The organism is Streptomyces arenae, from assembly GCF_022343545.1.
Classification (GTDB): Bacteria; Actinomycetota; Actinomycetes; order Streptomycetales; family Streptomycetaceae; genus Streptomyces; species Streptomyces humi.
In genome coordinates this window covers 49,184-66,550 of sequence record NZ_JAKQYH010000059.1, presented here as the reverse complement: position 1 = coordinate 66,550, position 17,367 = coordinate 49,184, and the positions used below count along the sequence as shown (strand labels likewise).

Here is a 17,367-nt window from a genome sequence, read left to right as displayed (position 1 = left end):
CCGGACTTGGCGTGCGTCACCGGCACGACGTCAGGCAGCACGTGCCCGTGGAGACGATCGCCTTCGCACTGGAAGACCGTGTCAAGCATCTGACCAGCCGCCATCCGCAGCGCACGACGACACCGCCCGCGCAGTTTCCGTCCGGTCCGCCGCCCTGCCGCACGCCTTGACACCCGAACGGCCGCCGCCTGCCCCTGCTGCTGAGCGCGTGCACCACCCTCACCCCCAGGAACCGCCCTCTTGCCGATCTCCTCCTCCCAGTCCACCGACGGCTACGACATAGCCTTCAAGATCCTCCTCGGCGCCATCGCCGTCGCCGTGCCTCTGTCCAACCTCGTCTGGCTCGGCGGCAATCTCACCGCTTGGGCCACCACCTCCGGCACCGCCCCCTACCAGCCGGTTCAAGCTCTCCTGCATCCCGACCAGCTGTGGCCGGACCTGAGCGAAACGTCCCTCTTGATCGGCACGCGCATCCTGCCCGGCGTCGTACTCGTCGCGCTCGGCATCACCGCCGCGGTGCTCTACAAGCGGTACCGAGACGGCGGCAGCGGACGCAACAAGCGTGTCGCCGGCATGGCCAAGCAGCGGGACATCGAGCCCCTGCTGTCCAAGGCCATCACCGACAAAGCGCGTTCACTACGCCCGAGTTTGAAGGACACCAAGCACATAGCCGCGGCCGACACAGGCATCCTCCTCGGCAATCTCCAGGGCACGAAGCATGAGGTGCGCATGGGGTACGAGGACGTCGCCGTCGCGATCATGGCACCCCGGTCCGGCAAGACCACCTCGCTGGCGATCCCCTCCATCCTCAACGCGCCCGGCCCGGTCCTGCTCACCTCAAACAAGGCTGCGGGCGATGCCTACACCGCGACCCTCGACGCGCGAGCGGCCGTCGGCCGGACCTGGTCGATGGACCCTCAGCAGATCGCCCACGCCGAACGGGCCATGTGGTGGAACCCGCTGGCCGACGCCAAGACCCTCGACGGGGCAGGCAGGCTAGCCGGTCACTTCCTGGCCGCGAGCGTGGACGCGTCCCAGCAGGGCGACTTCTGGTCCAAGGCCGGCAGCAACATCCTGTCCCAGCTCTACCTGGCCGCCGCGCTCGACGAACGGCCGATCACCGACGTGATGGCCTGGCTCGCCTTCCCCGCCGACCGCACCCCGCTCGACATACTGCGCGACCACAAGTTCGCCGCGGTCGCCGCCCAGCTCAAGGGCACCGTCGAGGGCCCGCCCGAAACAAGGGACGGGATCTACGAAACGGCTCGCCAATACGCCGCCGCCCTGCTCAACAGCGAGATCGCCGCCTGGGTGACCCCGCAGAAGGACGTGCCGGAGTTCACGCCGAGGACGTTCGTCACCTCGAAGGACACGCTCTATCTGCTGTCGAAGGACGGCGGTGGCGGCGCCTCGGCGCTGATCGCGGCGTGCGCGGACTCCGTGATGCGGGCCGCGACCGCCCAGGCCGAACGTGCCGGCGGGCGCCTCGACCCGCCGATGCTCGCGATCCTCGACGAGGCCGCGAACGTCTGCAAAATCAGCGACCTGCCCGACCTGTACTCCCACTTGGGCTCGCGCGGCATCATCCCGATCACCATCCTGCAGTCGTACCGGCAGGGCCAGAAAGTGTGGGGGGACGCGGGCATGGACGCCATGTGGTCCGCCTCCACCATCAAGGTCATCGGCTCGGGTATCGATGACCCGGACTTCGCCGACAAGCTGTCCCGGCTGATCGGCGACCACGACGTCGAGACGACCTCCACCTCGACCTCGGAGTCCGCCAAGTCCACCTCCGTGTCCATGCGACAGGAACGCATCCTGGCCGCCGACGCCATCCGCGCGCTGCCCAAGGGCACCGCGCTCGCGTTCGCCACCGGCATGCGCGCGGCCATGCTCGACCTGCGCCCCTGGTATCTCGAGCCCGGCGCCGACGAGCTCTCCGCCGCCTCCGCCCGCGCCTCCAAGGGCATCACCGCCCGCGCCATCGCCAAGGCCGCCCCGAAGCAGAGCGACTTCGGCCCTGCCGCCTAAGCACCCCCAAGGTCGGCGGCCTTACCCAACCCGACGGGAGGCAAGTCCCATTCACCCCTGCCCGACCGCGCGGCGGCGCTCATGACCGAGCCGCCCGCCGAATCCCTGCTCTTCGACGTGGCGCCACCGCCCACGCCCGTCGAACGGCTGCTCCACCTGGCCGACCAGTACACCCAGCACAACGACGCGCTCGACCTCTTCCTTGGCGCTACCAATCCTCCCGCGCCGGATGCCCACGTCGGCTCCGCGCAGCGTCTGGCCACCGACACCCAGTCCGCCATCAAGGCGATCCAGGACGAACGGCTCTATGAGAGCGTCGAGTTGACCGAGACGGTCATGCGCCTGAGGCAGCTCGCCTTCCTCACCAGCGCCTCGGCGGACCTCAGCGCCGGGGCCGCTCGCGAGCTGACCGCGCTGGCCCCAGAAGCCGCTGTCGGCTGCGCCGTGACGCTGGTCAGCGAGACCCGGCGGCGCCGCTGGGCCACCGCGCCGGCCCCCGACGACCGGCTGACCGCCGTGCACCGCACGGCCCTGGCCGAGATCGCCTGCGGACACGTCGTGGCCAGCAGCTCTCTGGGTCGCGAGTTCACCCGCTCCCGCGAGCCCAAGGTACTGATGAGCACCCTGCGCGCCCTGGAGACGAGGGGCCTAGCCGAGAGAACCGCAGGCTCGGCGCCCGCTGCGTACGTCGGCGGCCCACCCCTGGGCCGCGTGCGCCTCACCTCGGCCGGCATCACCGCCCTCGCCTCGGTCATCGACGTGCCTCCGGCCGGGCCGAGCACCGCGCCCGGAACCACGCCCCGCCCCCTGCCTGCCACCGCGCAGGCCACTGCCCGAAGCCGCTGAACCAGCACAGGAGCCATCCCATCCCTACGCCCCCATCCGACCTGAACGACCAGGTCCGCCAACTGCGGCAGTTGGCATACGACTTCGAAGCCATCAAGGCACGCGTACACGACATCTCCTACACGCCCGGCACGAACGCGCTGCACCACATCAGCCCCCTGCTGCTCCAGGCACAGGACCTCACAGCAACCGCGCTGGGACGCCTGACCGCGCTCGACAACAGCACGTATACGAACATCGCCGGCAGCCGGGCCGGCCTGGAACTGCTGGCCTCGGTCGTGTCCTCGTCGTCACTCGCCGGCACCGACCTGACCCACGTCGTGCTCACCAACCCCTACGAGGGCGCGCAGTTCGCCTGCTACCCAGCCGACGACGAGTCCGTGCGCACCGTCCGGCATGCCGAGGCCATCCCGCAGACGAACGGCCACCTCGACGATGCCGTCCACCAGCTCGACCTGTGCGCCATCGGCTGCAACTACCTCGCCCACGGCATCACCGAGGACCTGGCCACCGCGCAGGACCACAAGCCGACGCCCGCACAGCAGACCCCGGGCCCCGCGCTGACTCCCGCCCAGTACGGCGCCCTCACCGCCCTGAACGGCGGAGGCCATCTGTATGAGAGCGCAACCCGCGGGCTGGGCGTGACCCGGGTCGCCACTGACGACGGAACGCGCGTCTCCATCGCCACCTTCCAGGCCCTGGACAAGCGCGGCCTCGTCACACGCGACACCAGCACCTCCCTGGCCACCGGGCAGAAGATCACCGTCACCGAGCAGGGGCAACAGGCTCTGGCCCGGCCGCGCCCACACGCCGCACTGAGTACCGCAGTCGCCACGCCGCCCAAGGCCGCGGTCGCGCAGGGCGTCCACCGGTGACGGAGTACGCGCCCGACGACCAGGTGATGGTCACCCGTCAGTACCTGGCAGGCGCCGGGGACCGGCTCGCCGACACGCCACGGACGCCACGGACGCCACCCGCGAGCTCGCCACCGGCATCGACGAGCTAAGCCCCGCCTTCGCCTCCCCCGGCGCCCCCGCCGCAGCCCCGAGCCTGCCGGTACCCACCGCGCACCGTGCACCCCACCCCCGCCGCTGACCAAACCACCCAAGGACAGCGCGCCCCACCCACCGCAAGGACGCCCCATTTCCGCCAACCCCGTATTTCGATCCATCTCGCTCGGCGCCGGAATTCAATCCAGCGCCATGCTCGCCCTGTCAGCCGAAGGGATTCTCCCCAAGGTCGACTACGCCATCTTTGCCGACACAGGATGGGAGCCAAAGGCCGTTTATTCCCATCTCAACCGTCTGGAGCGGGAGATAGCGAAACCGGCGGGCATCCCGATTCTGCGCGTCACGTCGGGAAACATTCGCAGCGATGCGCTCGACCCTTCCCACAGATTTGCCTCCATGCCGCTCTACATTCTGAATCAGGACGGCAAGGCAGGAATGACGAGAAGGCAATGCACAGGCGAATACAAGATAAAGCCGATCAAGAAGAAGGTCCGCGAACTCCTCGGCTACCCCTATCCGGCACGCATTCCGCGCGACGTGTTCGTGGAGCAGTGGGTGGGTATCTCGACCGATGAATTCCATCGCGCCAAAGACGCGGACGTGAAGTACATGCACAATCGGCACCCACTCATCGACATGGGCTGGTCGCGCAGCGACTGCATCCACTATCTGTCCTCGCTCGGATTGGCGGACACCCCGAAATCGAGCTGCCTTGGCTGTCCGTTTCACGGTAACGCCCAATGGCGACAGATCCGGGACAGCTCGCCAGCCGAGTGGGCGGACGTGGTGGAATTCGATGCCGCCATCCGAAAGGGAAACGCCCGCGCGAACGCCACTGGCAACCGCCTGCTGGGTGAGGCATTCCTGCACCGCTCACGCATCCCGCTGAGCGAAGCCCCGATCGATCATGTCACCGCCGCCGAATGGGCCGCGCTACAGCAGGAACTCGGCACCGACGAAGACGTCGAGCAACTGGAAGAGGGCGTTGCCGACGGGTGCTCTCCCTGGACCTGCAGGGGAGAAATCTCAGCCTCGCAGGACGACTTCGGGCTGGCCACGTGATTGTGCTCGACCTGTTCGCGGGGCCGGGCGGCTGGAGCCATGCGCTGACCGTGCTCGGCATGAGGGACATCGGCCTGGAATGGGACGAGTGGGCCTGCAAGACCCGTGCAGCGCAGGGACAGTTGACGATTCGGACCGACGTGGCGATGTACCCGGTCTGGCCGTTCCTCGGCAAGACCACCGGGCTCATCGCCAGCCCGCCCTGCCAGGCCTGGTCGATGGCCGGCAAGCGTCTCGGCCTCCTCGACCAGCCGCTCGTCCACCAGGCCGTCGCCGACCTCGCCATCGGCCGCGACACCCGCGAACAGCTGCTGGCTGCCTGCCGCGACGAGCGCTCGTTGCTGGCCGCCGAGCCCATGCGCTATCTGCACGCCCTCCATCAGCAGGGGCAGCCCGAGTGGGTCGCGATGGAAGAGGTGCCCGACGTCCTGCCCCTGTGGCGCCAGTACGCCGCGATCCTGCGCAGCTGGGGGTATTCGGTATGGACCGGGATCCTGAACGCGGCGGACTATGGAGTGCCTCAGACGAGGCGGCGGGCGATCCTGCTTGCCTCCCGCGCCCGCACCGCCGAGCCGCCGCCGCCCACGCACGCCAAGGTCGCCGAGCCCGAGTCGCTGTTCGGACCGGGCCGCGCCAAGTGGGTGTCCATGGCCGAGGCCCTCGGCTGGGGCGCCACCGACCGGCCCGTGCCGACCGTGTGCGCCGGCGGAGGGCCGGGAGGCGGCCCCGAGCCCTTCCCGTCCGGCTCCCGTAAGACGCTCACCGACGCCCGCGACCGCGGGACCTGGAAGCCGCAGAGCACCCTTGTCCTGCAGTCCCGTCGCGAAGGCGCCGGGTGGAGCGCTCGGCACGGAGCCAGGGAGAACCGGGCGGCCGACGCTCCCGCCCCCACGTTCACCGGCGAAGCACATCGCTGGTCGTGGTCGCTGCGCAGCAACAACCAGGCGAACGCGACCGTGCGGCGATCCGACGAGCCGGCCGGGACGCTGTTCTTCGGCCACCGCGCGAACGAATGCGTCTGGGTCGCCGAACCCGTTCCCAGCGACACCGACGAGGAGCGCCCGGCATCGGAGTCCATCAGGATCACCGCCCAAGAGGCCGGCCTGCTGCAGACCTTCCCCGCCGACTACCGCTGGGCCGGGAACAAGGGGCAGCAGTTCTCCCAGATCGGCAACGCCGTGCCGCCCCGCCTCGCCGCCCACCTGCTGGCCCCGCACCTCGGCAAGACCCTGAGCCCCGACGACTTCACCCTGGCCGCCTAGATGCCCCAGCCCACCGACCCGTACGAGGACGACCTGGACGACCTGCCCCTTGCCCGGCCGGTGCACTACGCCGAGCAGTCCCTGCTCGGCGCGCTCCTCCTGGACCCGCACCGGCTCGCCGACATCGGCGACCTGAACGCGGGCCAGTTCGGCAACCACGCTCACGGCGCCCTCTTCCAGGCCATGCGCACGGTGCCCCCGCCCGCCCCGGATTTACACCGCTCCGATCCCGCATGGCTAAACACCGTGCTCGACGCGGCGTGCCCCCATGCCCCCGGGCTGTCCGCCTCGTATCTCCACACCCTCATCCAGGTCTGCCCTTGGCCCCGGCACGCGCCGACGTACGCACGGATGATCCGAGCCGATCACGCCCGGCGAACGCTGCTCATGCACGCCGAACGCCTCGCCCAGATCGCCACTGACACCACCCTGCCCAACCCGGCCGCCACCACCCTGGCCCAGGCCGACGCGCTCGGACAGTTCCTGGACACGCTCGCCGGACAGTTCGCCCCGCACCCCGGCTCCCTTCCGCGCACCTCCGTGCCGAGCGCCCCGGCGGGGAACAGCTGCGAGGAAGCCCTCGACGAGGAACGGCTCCTCCTCGCCACGGCCACCGCGCACCCGGCAGAGCTGAAGAACATGCGCTGGCTGCAGCCCGACGACTTCACGCTTCCCCTGCACGCCACGGTGTGGCAGTGCCTGACCACCCTGGCCCACAACGGAGAGCCCGTGGACCCGGTCACCGTGCTCTGGGAAGCCCAGCACCGCGGACTCCTCGCCGACGGCCTCGACCCCCGCGACCTCATCGCCCTGGTCTCCACGCCCGTCGGCTCACCCGAGTACTGGGGTGAGCGAGTCCTTCAACGCGCGCTGCTGGCCCGCGCATTCGACGTCGGCACGCGCATCACCTCGTACGCCGAGGACCCGGCCAACACCCCGCACCAGCTGATCACCGGCAGTCGCCGCGCCCTGGCCGACCTCACCACCCTGCGAACCCGCTGGCAGCGCAGCACCAGCCCTACGCCACCGCCACCTCGCCAACCGCGCAGCCCTGCCGTCTCTCGGGCCGGTCCGCCCCCGCGAGCTACCTCAGCCAGCGGACGAGCACTCCGATGACCCACCCGCTCCGGCCGGTCCCACGCCGGCCGGAGCCGTGAAACGAGACCAACTTGCCGCGCCCCGAAGCAGACCTGCACCTTCGCCTCGACCTGCTCCACGGCCGCCCCAGCGCCGTCACCGCCACCATCACGGGCACCCCCACCCACATCGTGCTAGCCCTGCTCGCCCTCCACGGCTTCGAGCCCCTCGACGACAAGACAATGGTCATGGCACGCATCGACCGCGAGGAGGCACACTACGCCGAACAGGCCGCACGCGCCTTGCGCGCCGAGGGCATCACCGATGATGCCGTATTCAGTGAAGGAGCCTCGTCTGAGGAAGCCCTCGCTCGCGCGGATTTCAATACAAGCTGGGGGCAACCGTCTCTGGCCCGCTGGATGGAGGGAGCGGCCTCTGGCACCTGGAGAGCTACTCCCGCGCCCGAGCATGTCACGGTGGGCCAACGTCCCTGAACTGCCCCCAGGAGACCCAACGTGGAACCTTGTCGTCAGAGCTCCATCAGCCGAACCGTAGGCGTGGCGTGGGCGTGAGGCGAACGAACCGGTGGTCGGCCTCCCCCTCCCTCAACTCAACACGCGTAATTTGACAGGGAACGGACCTGGTCGGACGACACCACCCACGCCATCCACGAGTCCCAGACACTGCGCATCGAACGCGTTCACGAAACCCCCGCTCACGAGACAGCGTGGACAGTGGCCGCGTACGAGACACCTGTCTCCGAGCGCATGTGGGTCCTCACCGCGACCGGCGCAACTCCCGCACCGGTCTTGGAAAAGCTTCTGCGTCACCTCGCCGACGGCGACGGCTGGGACACAGCCGTCGGCAAGCCCGTGGACGAGAAGATGGTCACCGCAGCCGCGCGGCCCCTCTCCGACGTCGGATGGAAGCACACCACGGACGGGCGTTGGATCCGTTGGGCGTCCCCCGATGGAGAGGCAGGTGTCCAGTTTGACGCCGTCACCGCACAGCACTCGAGCCACAACCTGTCCACCTGGACCGTCTGGGCGGGCCTCAAAATTGACCAACCCACCTGGGCCGTGACCGCGTCCCCGAACACTCCGAGCTCGCTGCTCTTCGACCTCACCGAGACACTCGCCTACGAAACCGGCGTTCGCCGCCGACAGCCCGCGGGCCCGGAACGCGACTCAAGCTTCACCACCAGCCCGCCAGCCCCTCGCCCGATCGCGGCCAACTCCGTCTCCAGCCGTGCACGCTGAACACCACAACCACTGACCAGCCAGAGCCCGCACGCGATCACGCCGCCGCATAGCTGGCCCGGAACAGGTCCAGCGCACGCTTCAAGTCCTTCGGCGTACGCAGCTGCACCTCCAGATCACCCGTCCCATGGTGACCCAGCCCGGACACGTCACGGGTGAATCCCGGAACGAGGTCGATATCCTGCGGGTCCACCTTGAGGTACACCAGCAACTTGCTGCGCTGTGGCGGGCAGAGGCACGCAAAATTCCGCAGCCGCTGATAGGCCCGATAGGTCTTGCGCTCGACACGGTTCACACCGTCCCCGAGCCCGAGCAGTGCCTCATCTGCCGCGCTCGCCAACTTCGCCATCGACGCGACCTGTACGTCGGCCGTCGCCCGCGCAACCGCCTGGCGGCGCACCCGGCGAACTGCCTGCATGCCGCCGCTCACGGACGCCACGGTCTCAAGCGCAAACAGGTCGCTGCCGAAGAGTCGGTAGCGAACCAGGTCGATCGACCGCCGGTGCTCCCGCACAGCATGCACGTCGTAGCGCGTGAAATCGCCAGCGATACAAATCAGGCGTGGTCCGCTCCACATCACCTGAGAGGCGGCCGTCGCGCCGAGCCGGTCGCGGACCAGCTGCTCGAACTCGGCACGATGGTCCATGAGCCACGCCAGGTAAAACAGGCCTTGGTTGATGACACCGGCGTCGACACCACGCTTGTACTCGACGATGACGGGCGACCCGTTCTCGTCCAGCCCGAGCGAATCGATCCGACCCCCGTGAACCGGCCCAGTGCCGTATTCGCTCGCCAGGAACCGGACGCCCAACAGCGTCTCCATATGCGCCTCGACGAGGCCCTGCACATCTGACTCGACCTCAGCAAGACGCGGCGCGACCTCGATCATGCCGCGATTCGGCGTGCCCACTCGGAACAGTTTCAGGCCCGACACCTTCCCCTCCTCGACTCGGAGATCATCAACGCCGACCAGGTGCGGAATTGTTTCCGAAGTCCAAGCCACAGAGGCACCAGCCGAGACCGCCCCAGCACCCATACCGTTGGAGTTGCAGGCGTTGCCGTCACCGTCTCGGTCAAAGCAGCGTGAAAATCACGGATGGCTGGGCCCCGCCCCCAGGGCGATGTCCCTAGCTGGCCAACGGTGGGAGGAGGAAGCCCACATCAGGTCCGGCGGCGTCCGTCCTCACGATCGCTGCTTGCCGTCGGAGGTAGACGCGAAGGAAGCACTGGCGCACGGTGCACAGGATCGTCCGGCGAGGCCAGAGCCCAAAGTCGGCCCTCCAGCTCCACGACCGGCTTGCCGGTTCCAGGCACAGCCGGTGCGACCCTTGCGCTGATGAACTCCCCCTCCCTGGGGACGGGGAGACCGAGCTGATAGGCAACGCGCCAATGTGAGTCGTAGTCGCCCAAGATGATGATTCCTTCGTCCCGAAGTGCTGAGCGGGATCCGCCGCTTCCACGGACGCGTTTCATGTAGTCCCGCTGCTGCACCACGGTGCGGACGGTGTTGCGTGCGATCCGGCGTCCTTGGACGCGCCGGAACAACTCATTGAGCCGGGCCTGACCCGAACCACTCGCGAAGACCGCTTCCCGGTCGGCATGGGACATGTGCAGAAGGACGTTCTCCCCGAGCTCGGCATCGCGCCAGAGCCAAACGATCTTGTTGCGATGCTCGGCCTTGAGCGTCGTCCTTAGGTCTCGGTTGCCCCCTCGGTTGAGCCACTCCCGGTTGACGCGCAGCAACCCGACGCTCCACCGGCTCAGGTAATCGTCCGCCCAGACCAGAAGGCAGAGGTGCCCCAGCGTGCCGGGAGGGAGCATCCAACCGCCGAATTGCAGGCTGAACCGGCAGTCGACATCGACATCGGCGATGCGAAAGTCCATAGCCTGACCGTCCTCGAAGCGAAACTCTCGCTGGATCGCGGTGTGCACCAGACCCCCGATGTGAGTCCGCTCCGTCTTGGTGATGTGCTTCAAGTCGTAACGGCCCGTCACCTCCCCGTCCAATACCTCGTCGAGAGCATCCCGCAGGACACGACCCATGCGTGCACCATCCGGGTCTGCATCCCGCAGTGCTCGGTAGGCCGCGAGGAGGTCCTCGTCGTCCACACCCCTGCGCACCAGCCTGTCCAGCACCTCAGTCGTGCTGGCTGGCCGATGCTCAGGGTTGATCGCCAGAAGGTCCGTGACCAGTGCTTCGAGATCGGGAGGGAAGCCGGAGGGCAGCTCTGGTCGACGCTGCCGGCCGCGGTCAGTATCTGCTTCTTGTGGGGCGGGCGTGGGCGGTAGGGGAGCTGCGCCGGTGGCCATGGCGTAGAGCAGACAGCCCAGTGAGTACAGGTCACTTCGGCTGTCCGCAGGGACGTTCTCGAAGATCTCCTCGTACGACCGGTAGAGGGGCAGGAATGGGGAGGGACTGCGGGTTGGTCGTAGCGCATGCAGGTCGATGCGTGGCACGCGGCGGACGCACAGGCCGGGATCCGTCACAAGTACCCGACCGTCTTGACTCAACACCAGGGCTGAGGAACTGAGGTCCAGGTGAAGCAAGCCGCTGCGATGGAACTCGGCGAGCATTTGCGCAATCTGCCGGCCGACGTCTCTGATCGTGTCGAAGGAAAGTGTGCCGGGCGCACGCTTCAGCAGTTGCTCCAGATCCTCGCCGTTGATGGCATCCGTCACAAGGTACGGACGCCTGTCGTGCACCCCGTAGCCGGTGACCCGCACGAGTCCTTGAATGTCGAGTGCGGCCAGTCGCTCCGCGTCGGCGATGAAGATTTCCTCTCCTGACGCTGTGCCCGTCGTCGGTGCATTGAACAGCTTGAGAGTGACGTCCCGGTCCTGTTGCTCATCCCTCGCCTGCCAGGTGGTCGACGTCATTCCAACGTGCCGTTGCTGGATCAGGAGGTAGCGCCCCTCGACCAAGGTTCCCGATTCGTCGGCGGGCATTCTCGGGCCACGAGGCAGCGTCGTTACGGTCTCCCCGGTATCCGGTGCCAAGGGTTTGCCGACCGGGCGATCTCCCTCCGCGGTGTCCTCGCCCGAGGCCCTGACGGGGGGTGCTCCTGTCGATGCTCGGTCGGCTGTGTGGCCTCCGTACCCAACGGCGAACGCCTCCGCCAGCGCAGCGGCCGTCGGTCTGCGGCTGGGGTCGTTCTCCAAACAACGCCGAAGAGTGCTCATGAGCACTGGTGCTATCCCGGGGTTGAGCCCAGGGTCATGTTCCGAGCTGTTGGCCTTTGGGTCGCTCCAGTGTCCCGAGAGGTAGGCCAGCAGTAGCGCCCCCACGGCGTACATGTCGCTCTGCGGCGTGAGGCACGCGTCGTCGGGCGCCGCCAGGTGGGTGTCGCTGAGCGGCAGCACGTGGCGATGGGTGCTGTCAACTCCATCGATCGTCGCCGTTGCCCAACCGACCAGCCAGACGTCGCGGTCCGTCACAAGAACGGCCCGAGGGGCGATCGAGCCGTGCACGAGTCCACGTGAGTGGGCAAGGGCAACCGCTTTTGTCAGGCCCAACCCAATCCGGAAGAAGAGCTCCTCCGGGACCGCTCCCCCGTATTCGTCGAGGACGGCGCGCAAGTTTGGTGCGGGCGGTGAGGACGGGGAATCTGCTCGGCGGTGGATACAGCTCGCCGCAACCCACGGCAGCTCACCTGTGGTGCTCGCCGCAACGCCGAGGAGTGCAGGTACGTGCATGCCCTGCATGCGCGTCAAGCATTCCGCTTCCGTCCGGACCAGGTCCAGCGCGGCTTCCGGGTCGCTGGCATGCAGCGTGACCGGTGCCCGGACCGTGACGACCGTGCCGTCCTCGTCTTCAGCCAGGTACATCGTCAGGTGGGGCCAACCGTAGGCACTGCGTGCACGGAGCCGGAACCGGCCGAGCTGTACCGGGTCCTCCGGCAGTAGCTCCACCCAGCCGAGCGGCAGAGGCTCACCAGGCGGCTCGTCGTACGCCTCATCGCTCGCGGCAGCCGTGGGCACTGGGAGGCGGGCGGAGTCCGCAGGCTCGCCCTCGGGGCTTCCGCCGGGTGGTTCCGGCGTGACTGCGACCGGCTCGGCATTGGCGGACGGGATACCGAGCCGCGTCAGCGTCTGTTCGCGGAGCCAGCCGAAGGCCCGCCCGGAGTCTTCGATGACGGCCGTGCCTTCTGGGTGGCCGACCCACGCTGGGAAGACCGGGGCCCGGCCGACAGCGGCTTCAACTCTCCGTGTCACAGCCTCGGCGGTCCGCAGCAGTTCCCTCGGGGAGACTGCGCTGAGAAGCACACGCCGAGCCTCGTCGGTGAAGTCGAACCGACGGTGGTGCGGCAGACGGTCCGCCGCGCCGGCGTCGAGCTCATGCATCAAGCCCCCGAGAAACACCTCCATGACATGGCCGAGGTCTGTCGGTGGTCCGAGGGCAGCCTGCACCAGACGCATCACGGGCGGCGTGACGGGGGCGACTGCCGCTACGTGTGCCGCGAGCCGATACGCGTCGGGGGACGCGGCCTCCCTGAAACGTAGTACTGCTTTCGCAGGGTCGCCGCCCAGGGCGTCGGCGACGGCAGAGCTGGAGCGGGCCCGGCCGGATTCCCAGAGCGGAAGGAGCGATGTGCCGCCGGGTGACGCGACGAGCCCCGCCCAGTCGGCGACGGCCGCAGGGGTCGGCGCGAGGACGGGGATGGGTATGGAGTCGAAGCGGACGAGGTCCGGCGGCAGGTCCGGGTCATTGACGTGCCAGGAGCGGGTGGGGCCGCCCCGGCGATGGGTGGTGACCTGCCAGCCCCTCGCACTGATGCCGGTGCTCGCCCAGAGCCGGGAGGACAGTGCCTGGATGATCGCGGTGGGACCGCAACGTCCCCAATCGTCCATCACCTGGCGCATACCGCCGTCTAGCCATGCTTCGCCGACGCCGTCGCTGATGACCAGAACGAGGGTGTTGCCGGTCGGTTCGCAGAGAGCCTTCGGGGTCAAGCGCCGACCGCGATGCCGGTAGGGGCTGGTCCGCAGGGAGGGAGTGCCGCTGCGCGTGTCGAGTCCGTACACCTTCACATCTCGGAAGGCTCCGGCACGTTCCATCAGCGCCCGGACATCCGCGGCGAGGCGCTGCCAGAGCACCATGGAGACGCCGTCGTCAACCACGAGGGCAAGAGACAGCCAGCGGGTGCGCACCGCTCTGGTGACGGTCTCGGGCACTCCTGTGTCGGCGATGGCGGCGACGGTGCGTGCGACGTCGAGTTCCTGCTGCCCCCGGTCGGGGAAGCGCTGCCGCAGTGGCCGGAGGGATTTGCCGAGCCGGAGTTGCCCGGCCCCGAGGCTACTGCTGTCCGGGGCGCGGACTGCGACCGCCGGCGACAGAACCACGGACGTCGTCAGGCGTTGGGAGAGGCTGGGCTGCGACGAGGCCAGGAGGGGGTGCGGGGCAAGCTTCTTCGTGGATGCCGCAGTCGTCGGCTCTTGTGCGGTCTCAGAGGTCTTCGACGCTGTCGCCCCATCACGGCGGGGCTCGCCGTGGTGCTCCGAGGCCGCGGCGGCCACGCCGAGAGCGCGCGCCAAGACGCCGGAGTCTTGAGGCAGTTTCCCGGCGAGCCATATGGCGTCGAGGAGTTCCTCGTGGGAGAGCTCGATCCCGCTCTCGGCCAGAACCTTCGTCACGCGCGAGATCACGGGGTCACACGGCTCCGCCGAGACGGTGCAGGACGGCTTGGAGGAGGGAGGCCGCGTCGAGATTCACGCCACCCTTGCGAAGGAAGACGGCGTTGAGCAGCTGATCGGTGGCCAGTTCGCCCTCGGCACGCCGCTCAAGGAACTCCCGCAGTAGGTCGTCCGTGTCATCCAAGGCGTCGGGTCCGAGATGCACGGCGACGATCTCCCGGAGCCTCGACTCGTTGGGCTCGGGGAGATCGAGACGAACGCAACGACGCAGAAAGGCGGGCGGGAATTCGCGTTCGCCGTTGCTGGTGATGATGACGACCGGGAACTCACCACAACGGACGCGGCCTCGCGTAACCGGAGCAGTCTCATCCGGGTCGTCCGTCAGAACCTGTACGGGCGCGTGGCTCGCGGGCAGCCGGGTGAGTTCGGAGATGGCGAACTCACCCTCCTCGAAAACAGTCAGCAGGTCGTTTGGAAGGTCAACATCCCCCTTGTCCAGCTCGTCAATGAGCAGCACGCGAGGACGCTCTCGGGGCACAAGCGCATTACCCAGCGGGCCGAGCCGGATGTACTGGCCGATGTCCGGTTCCGTGCCGTCCGCGTCGCGCCGCAAAGATGTCTCACGCAGCCGGCCAACGGCGTCATAGTGGTAAAGAGCGTCCTGAAGAGTGGAGCGACTGTTCACTGGCCACTGCAGGACGCGACCGAGCGCGAGTTCATGGGCGATGGCGTGGGCCAGCGATGACTTGCCCGTACCAGGCTGCCCGGTCACCAGCAGGGGCCGACGCAGGTGAAGCGCCGCGTTCACCACCTGCACCTCGTCAAAGCCGATGAGGTAGGGCCGCGGGTACGGAACCCTGTCACCGGTAGGGGTCTCCGGCCGGTCGAACCGGCGCCACGGCGGTGCGGCGGGGAACGGCACCTCCCGGCGCTCGCCGTCCCCGCGAAACAGCCACCAGTCGTCGCCCGCACCGTCGGACGATGAACGCTGAGGGCTTGAACCAGCCAAGGGCTCTGAGGTGGTCATGACGCGTGCGATCCTCTCCAAGGGTCACTCAGTCGAAGCGGCTCAGACCGCGGGAGACGGCCTTCCGGTTCCCACACGAGGGATGGCCGTGCTTGCCGCTCAGCCGGGTCAGCCGCCGAGTCGCTCCGGAAGGCTCGGACCCGCTCGGGAAGTCCCTCCAGGTCGCCGGCCGGGGCTAGGTTCTCCAGTCTCCCCGCGTCCTCGAAGCCGCAAGCCACACGGTCCCAAAGCACGACCGGCACGCCCAGGACAAGACATGTCAGCACCCAGGACCGGCGCTCGTCGGCGGGGCCATGGAGGACGACCCGCGCGGTGTCACGATGCTTGGTCTTCAGCAGATTCACGAGCTGCCTGGAGTCCCCAGATGTCCGGCTGGTGACCAGCACCGAAGCGCGTCCGTTCTTCCACCGGCGTTCCTGGTCGCCTTCGCGTTCTGGCCTGTGCTCACTAAGTTCCGGACAGCTCAGAGACACGCGGTAGTCCGCTCCGATCGGCCACGGCGGAAGGATGTCGTCGAGCGCTCCAGGCCGCTCCCATTCGTCAACGGCCAAGTCGAGGCCTGCCCGGTCGACCACTACAGTCACCCACGGCACATGGTCACCTTGCCCATGCTCCTGGGTTGCGGCGAAGACCGCCTCGCTGAGGCTGTTCGCCGCTTCCCGCGGGGTCTTGGGCTCCGATTCCACCTCCTTGAGCACACGGTGCGAACCGTCCTCGCGGACGAGCAGAATGCGAACCCGGTACCGTTCCTCCCCCGCAGTGGGGTCGTGTGCCAGCTCCATCACGATCCGTGACACCGGCGACGCTGCGCGCTGCGCCCACCGGGCAGCGTCCGCACGCCGCTCGCCCAGGGCCCCGGCCTGGATACCGAGCCGCCGGGCAGTCTTTTCCGACCACGCGCGCAAGTCGTCGCCCAACCCGTCGCCTACGGCCGCAGCAACGTACTCGACGAGCCGCAGCAGTGCTGGCACCGGCGGGGCTCCCTCGGGGCCGCTCGCACCGTCGGACAGATCCTCCAAGCCCTCAACCACGCCGTAAACGTCCTCTTCGAGGAGCTGCGGGCGGGTGAGCGCCTCAGGAAGCACAGCGTATGGCAGAGCCTCACCGGCTGTTCGGGACAGCACCGTTGGCTCCTTCTCGCAGACCCTGCTCAGCAGACCGACCAGCGCGCCGTACTCGTTCACGGAGAGCAGCGATCCGCAGTCGCCTGCCCTGGCCCACGAGAACAGGCGAGTCAGAGCGGCACGGGTCTCCCCCGTCGCGCCACTCGCCAGGGCTTCGCCGAGCGACGCGAGCGCTCGCGGATGCGCCATGAGGAACACCACGAGGTCAGCAGCTGTGGGCTCATAGCCCACAGCTTCGTAGCCGAGTTCGAGCGCCAAGGCCCGCGCGTGATCGACGCGGACGTCGGGGTGCGAGAACAACGGCGCGAGCAGCGTCTCCAGTTCGCGCTCGACGGGCGTGCGCTCGGCGGCGGACCCGGCCCTGGGAAGAGACGCACCGATCGCGCTCAGCTCGAAAGTCCGACCGGTCTGCTCCTCGACGTGGGAGGCGAAGTCGCCTTCCCCAGCGAAGGACGACACCGGCAGGGCAATCAGCCGACGGGCTCCGTAAGCGTGGTCCTCCTCGGTCACTACGCCGACGAGGTGGCCGCCGCAGAAGATCGCCGCCCCCGAGGCTCCGCCCCAGGCGTTCCCGCCGTCCGTTCGAGGAGTGGGGGCCGGTCCCTGGTCGAGGACGTAACGGTGCTTGCCTCCAGAGAGAACCGGCAGGACGCCACGCAGGTGCTCCGGTGCTCGGGTCTCCCCTTTGGCGGCCCGGGGATAGCCGAGTCCTTCGTATGACACAGGCGCGGTGCCTGTAGGGCAGCCCCAGCGGACCACGCCGGGCGAATCGATCTCACGGTCTGTGTGCAGCAGCGCGACGTCCAGTCCATCCGGGTGGGTCCAGAGCAACTCCGCATCCACGCGCGTCGTCTCGCCGTCGAGGTGGTGCCCTACGCGGACGGTGATGACCGGCCACAGCGTTCCCGTGTCTCGGTCCTCCAACACATGACGCGCGGTCAGCACAAGCCTCGGCGCGATCAGATAGCCGGAGCCGACAGTCAGGCGCCCGTCGCCTGTGCCCCCGCTGCGGATGAGCGCCAGTCTGCGGCGATCCAC

Annotated in this window: 12 protein-coding genes; 8 read left to right on the top strand and 4 right to left on the bottom strand. The window is 68.5% G+C overall.

Translation table 11 applies throughout. The features are described from left to right. The first annotated feature begins 240 nt into the window (after window positions 1-240). From MB828_RS26310 to MB828_RS26275, 8 genes are all read left to right on the top strand, one after another. Window positions 241-2,031: a TraM recognition domain-containing protein gene (locus MB828_RS26310; RefSeq protein ID WP_301650364.1), complete on the top strand. Its 1,791-nt coding sequence runs from the start codon at window positions 241-243 to the stop codon at window positions 2,029-2,031. An 81-nt stretch (window positions 2,032-2,112) separates the two neighbouring features. Beyond that, window positions 2,113-2,877 carry a hypothetical protein gene (locus MB828_RS26305; RefSeq protein WP_301650363.1) on the top strand — a complete coding sequence of 255 codons (765 nt, stop codon included), beginning with the start codon at window positions 2,113-2,115 and terminating at the stop codon, window positions 2,875-2,877. Between the two features lie 71 nt (window positions 2,878-2,948). Further along, window positions 2,949-3,752, top strand: coding sequence for a hypothetical protein (locus MB828_RS26300; protein ID WP_301650362.1), 804 nt, complete (start codon window positions 2,949-2,951; stop codon window positions 3,750-3,752). Between the two features lie 327 nt (window positions 3,753-4,079). Beyond that, window positions 4,080-4,949: a hypothetical protein gene (locus MB828_RS26295; protein WP_301650361.1), complete on the top strand. Its 870-nt coding sequence runs from the start codon at window positions 4,080-4,082 to the stop codon at window positions 4,947-4,949. Beyond that, window positions 4,949-6,211 carry a DNA cytosine methyltransferase gene (locus tag MB828_RS26290; protein WP_430381433.1) on the top strand — a complete coding sequence of 421 codons (1,263 nt, stop codon included), beginning with the start codon at window positions 4,949-4,951 and terminating at the stop codon, window positions 6,209-6,211. Before MB828_RS26295 ends, MB828_RS26290 begins: the two co-directional genes overlap by 1 nt. Beyond that, on the top strand, window positions 6,212-7,327 hold the full coding sequence (locus MB828_RS26285; protein ID WP_301650359.1) for a DnaB-like helicase N-terminal domain-containing protein: 1,116 nt from the start codon (window positions 6,212-6,214) through the stop codon (window positions 7,325-7,327). It begins immediately after the preceding gene. Between the two features lie 53 nt (window positions 7,328-7,380). Then, window positions 7,381-7,782 (top strand): hypothetical protein, encoded by a 402-nt coding sequence (locus MB828_RS26280; protein WP_301650358.1) that lies wholly within the window; start codon window positions 7,381-7,383, stop codon window positions 7,780-7,782. Between the two features lie 171 nt (window positions 7,783-7,953). Next, window positions 7,954-8,547, top strand: a complete 594-nt coding sequence (locus MB828_RS26275; RefSeq protein ID WP_343236207.1) for a DUF317 domain-containing protein — start codon at window positions 7,954-7,956, stop codon at window positions 8,545-8,547. A 37-nt stretch (window positions 8,548-8,584) separates the two neighbouring features. Here the strand turns inward: MB828_RS26275 and MB828_RS26270 are convergent, their stop codons facing one another. From MB828_RS26270 to MB828_RS26255, 4 genes are all read right to left on the bottom strand, one after another. Then, window positions 8,585-9,481 (bottom strand): DUF5655 domain-containing protein, encoded by an 897-nt coding sequence (locus MB828_RS26270; RefSeq protein WP_301650357.1) that lies wholly within the window; start codon window positions 9,479-9,481, stop codon window positions 8,585-8,587. Window positions 9,482-9,708: 227 nt separating this feature from the next. Further along, complete coding sequence (locus tag MB828_RS26265; RefSeq protein WP_301650356.1) at window positions 9,709-14,178, bottom strand: NaeI family type II restriction endonuclease; 4,470 nt, start codon at window positions 14,176-14,178, stop codon at window positions 9,709-9,711. 16 nt (window positions 14,179-14,194) lie between these two features. Further along, entirely contained in the window at window positions 14,195-15,205 is a 1,011-nt protein-coding gene (locus MB828_RS26260; RefSeq protein WP_301650355.1) for an AAA family ATPase, read from the bottom strand. Next, a complete protein-coding gene (locus MB828_RS26255; RefSeq protein ID WP_301650354.1) occupies window positions 15,202-17,367 on the bottom strand; it encodes a trypsin-like peptidase domain-containing protein in 2,166 nt (721 codons plus the stop codon). Before MB828_RS26255 ends, MB828_RS26260 begins: the two co-directional genes overlap by 4 nt.

Coding starts and splice junctions, on each gene's coding strand:
- MB828_RS26260 (WP_301650355.1), bottom strand. CDS start 15,205: ATGACCACCTCAGAGCCCTTGGCTGGTTCAAGCCCTCAGCGTTCATCG.
- MB828_RS26305 (WP_301650363.1), top strand. CDS start 2,113: ATGACCGAGCCGCCCGCCGAATCCCTGCTCTTCGACGTGGCGCCACCG.
- MB828_RS26285 (WP_301650359.1), top strand. CDS start 6,212: ATGCCCCAGCCCACCGACCCGTACGAGGACGACCTGGACGACCTGCCC.
- MB828_RS26295 (WP_301650361.1), top strand. CDS start 4,080: ATGCTCGCCCTGTCAGCCGAAGGGATTCTCCCCAAGGTCGACTACGCC.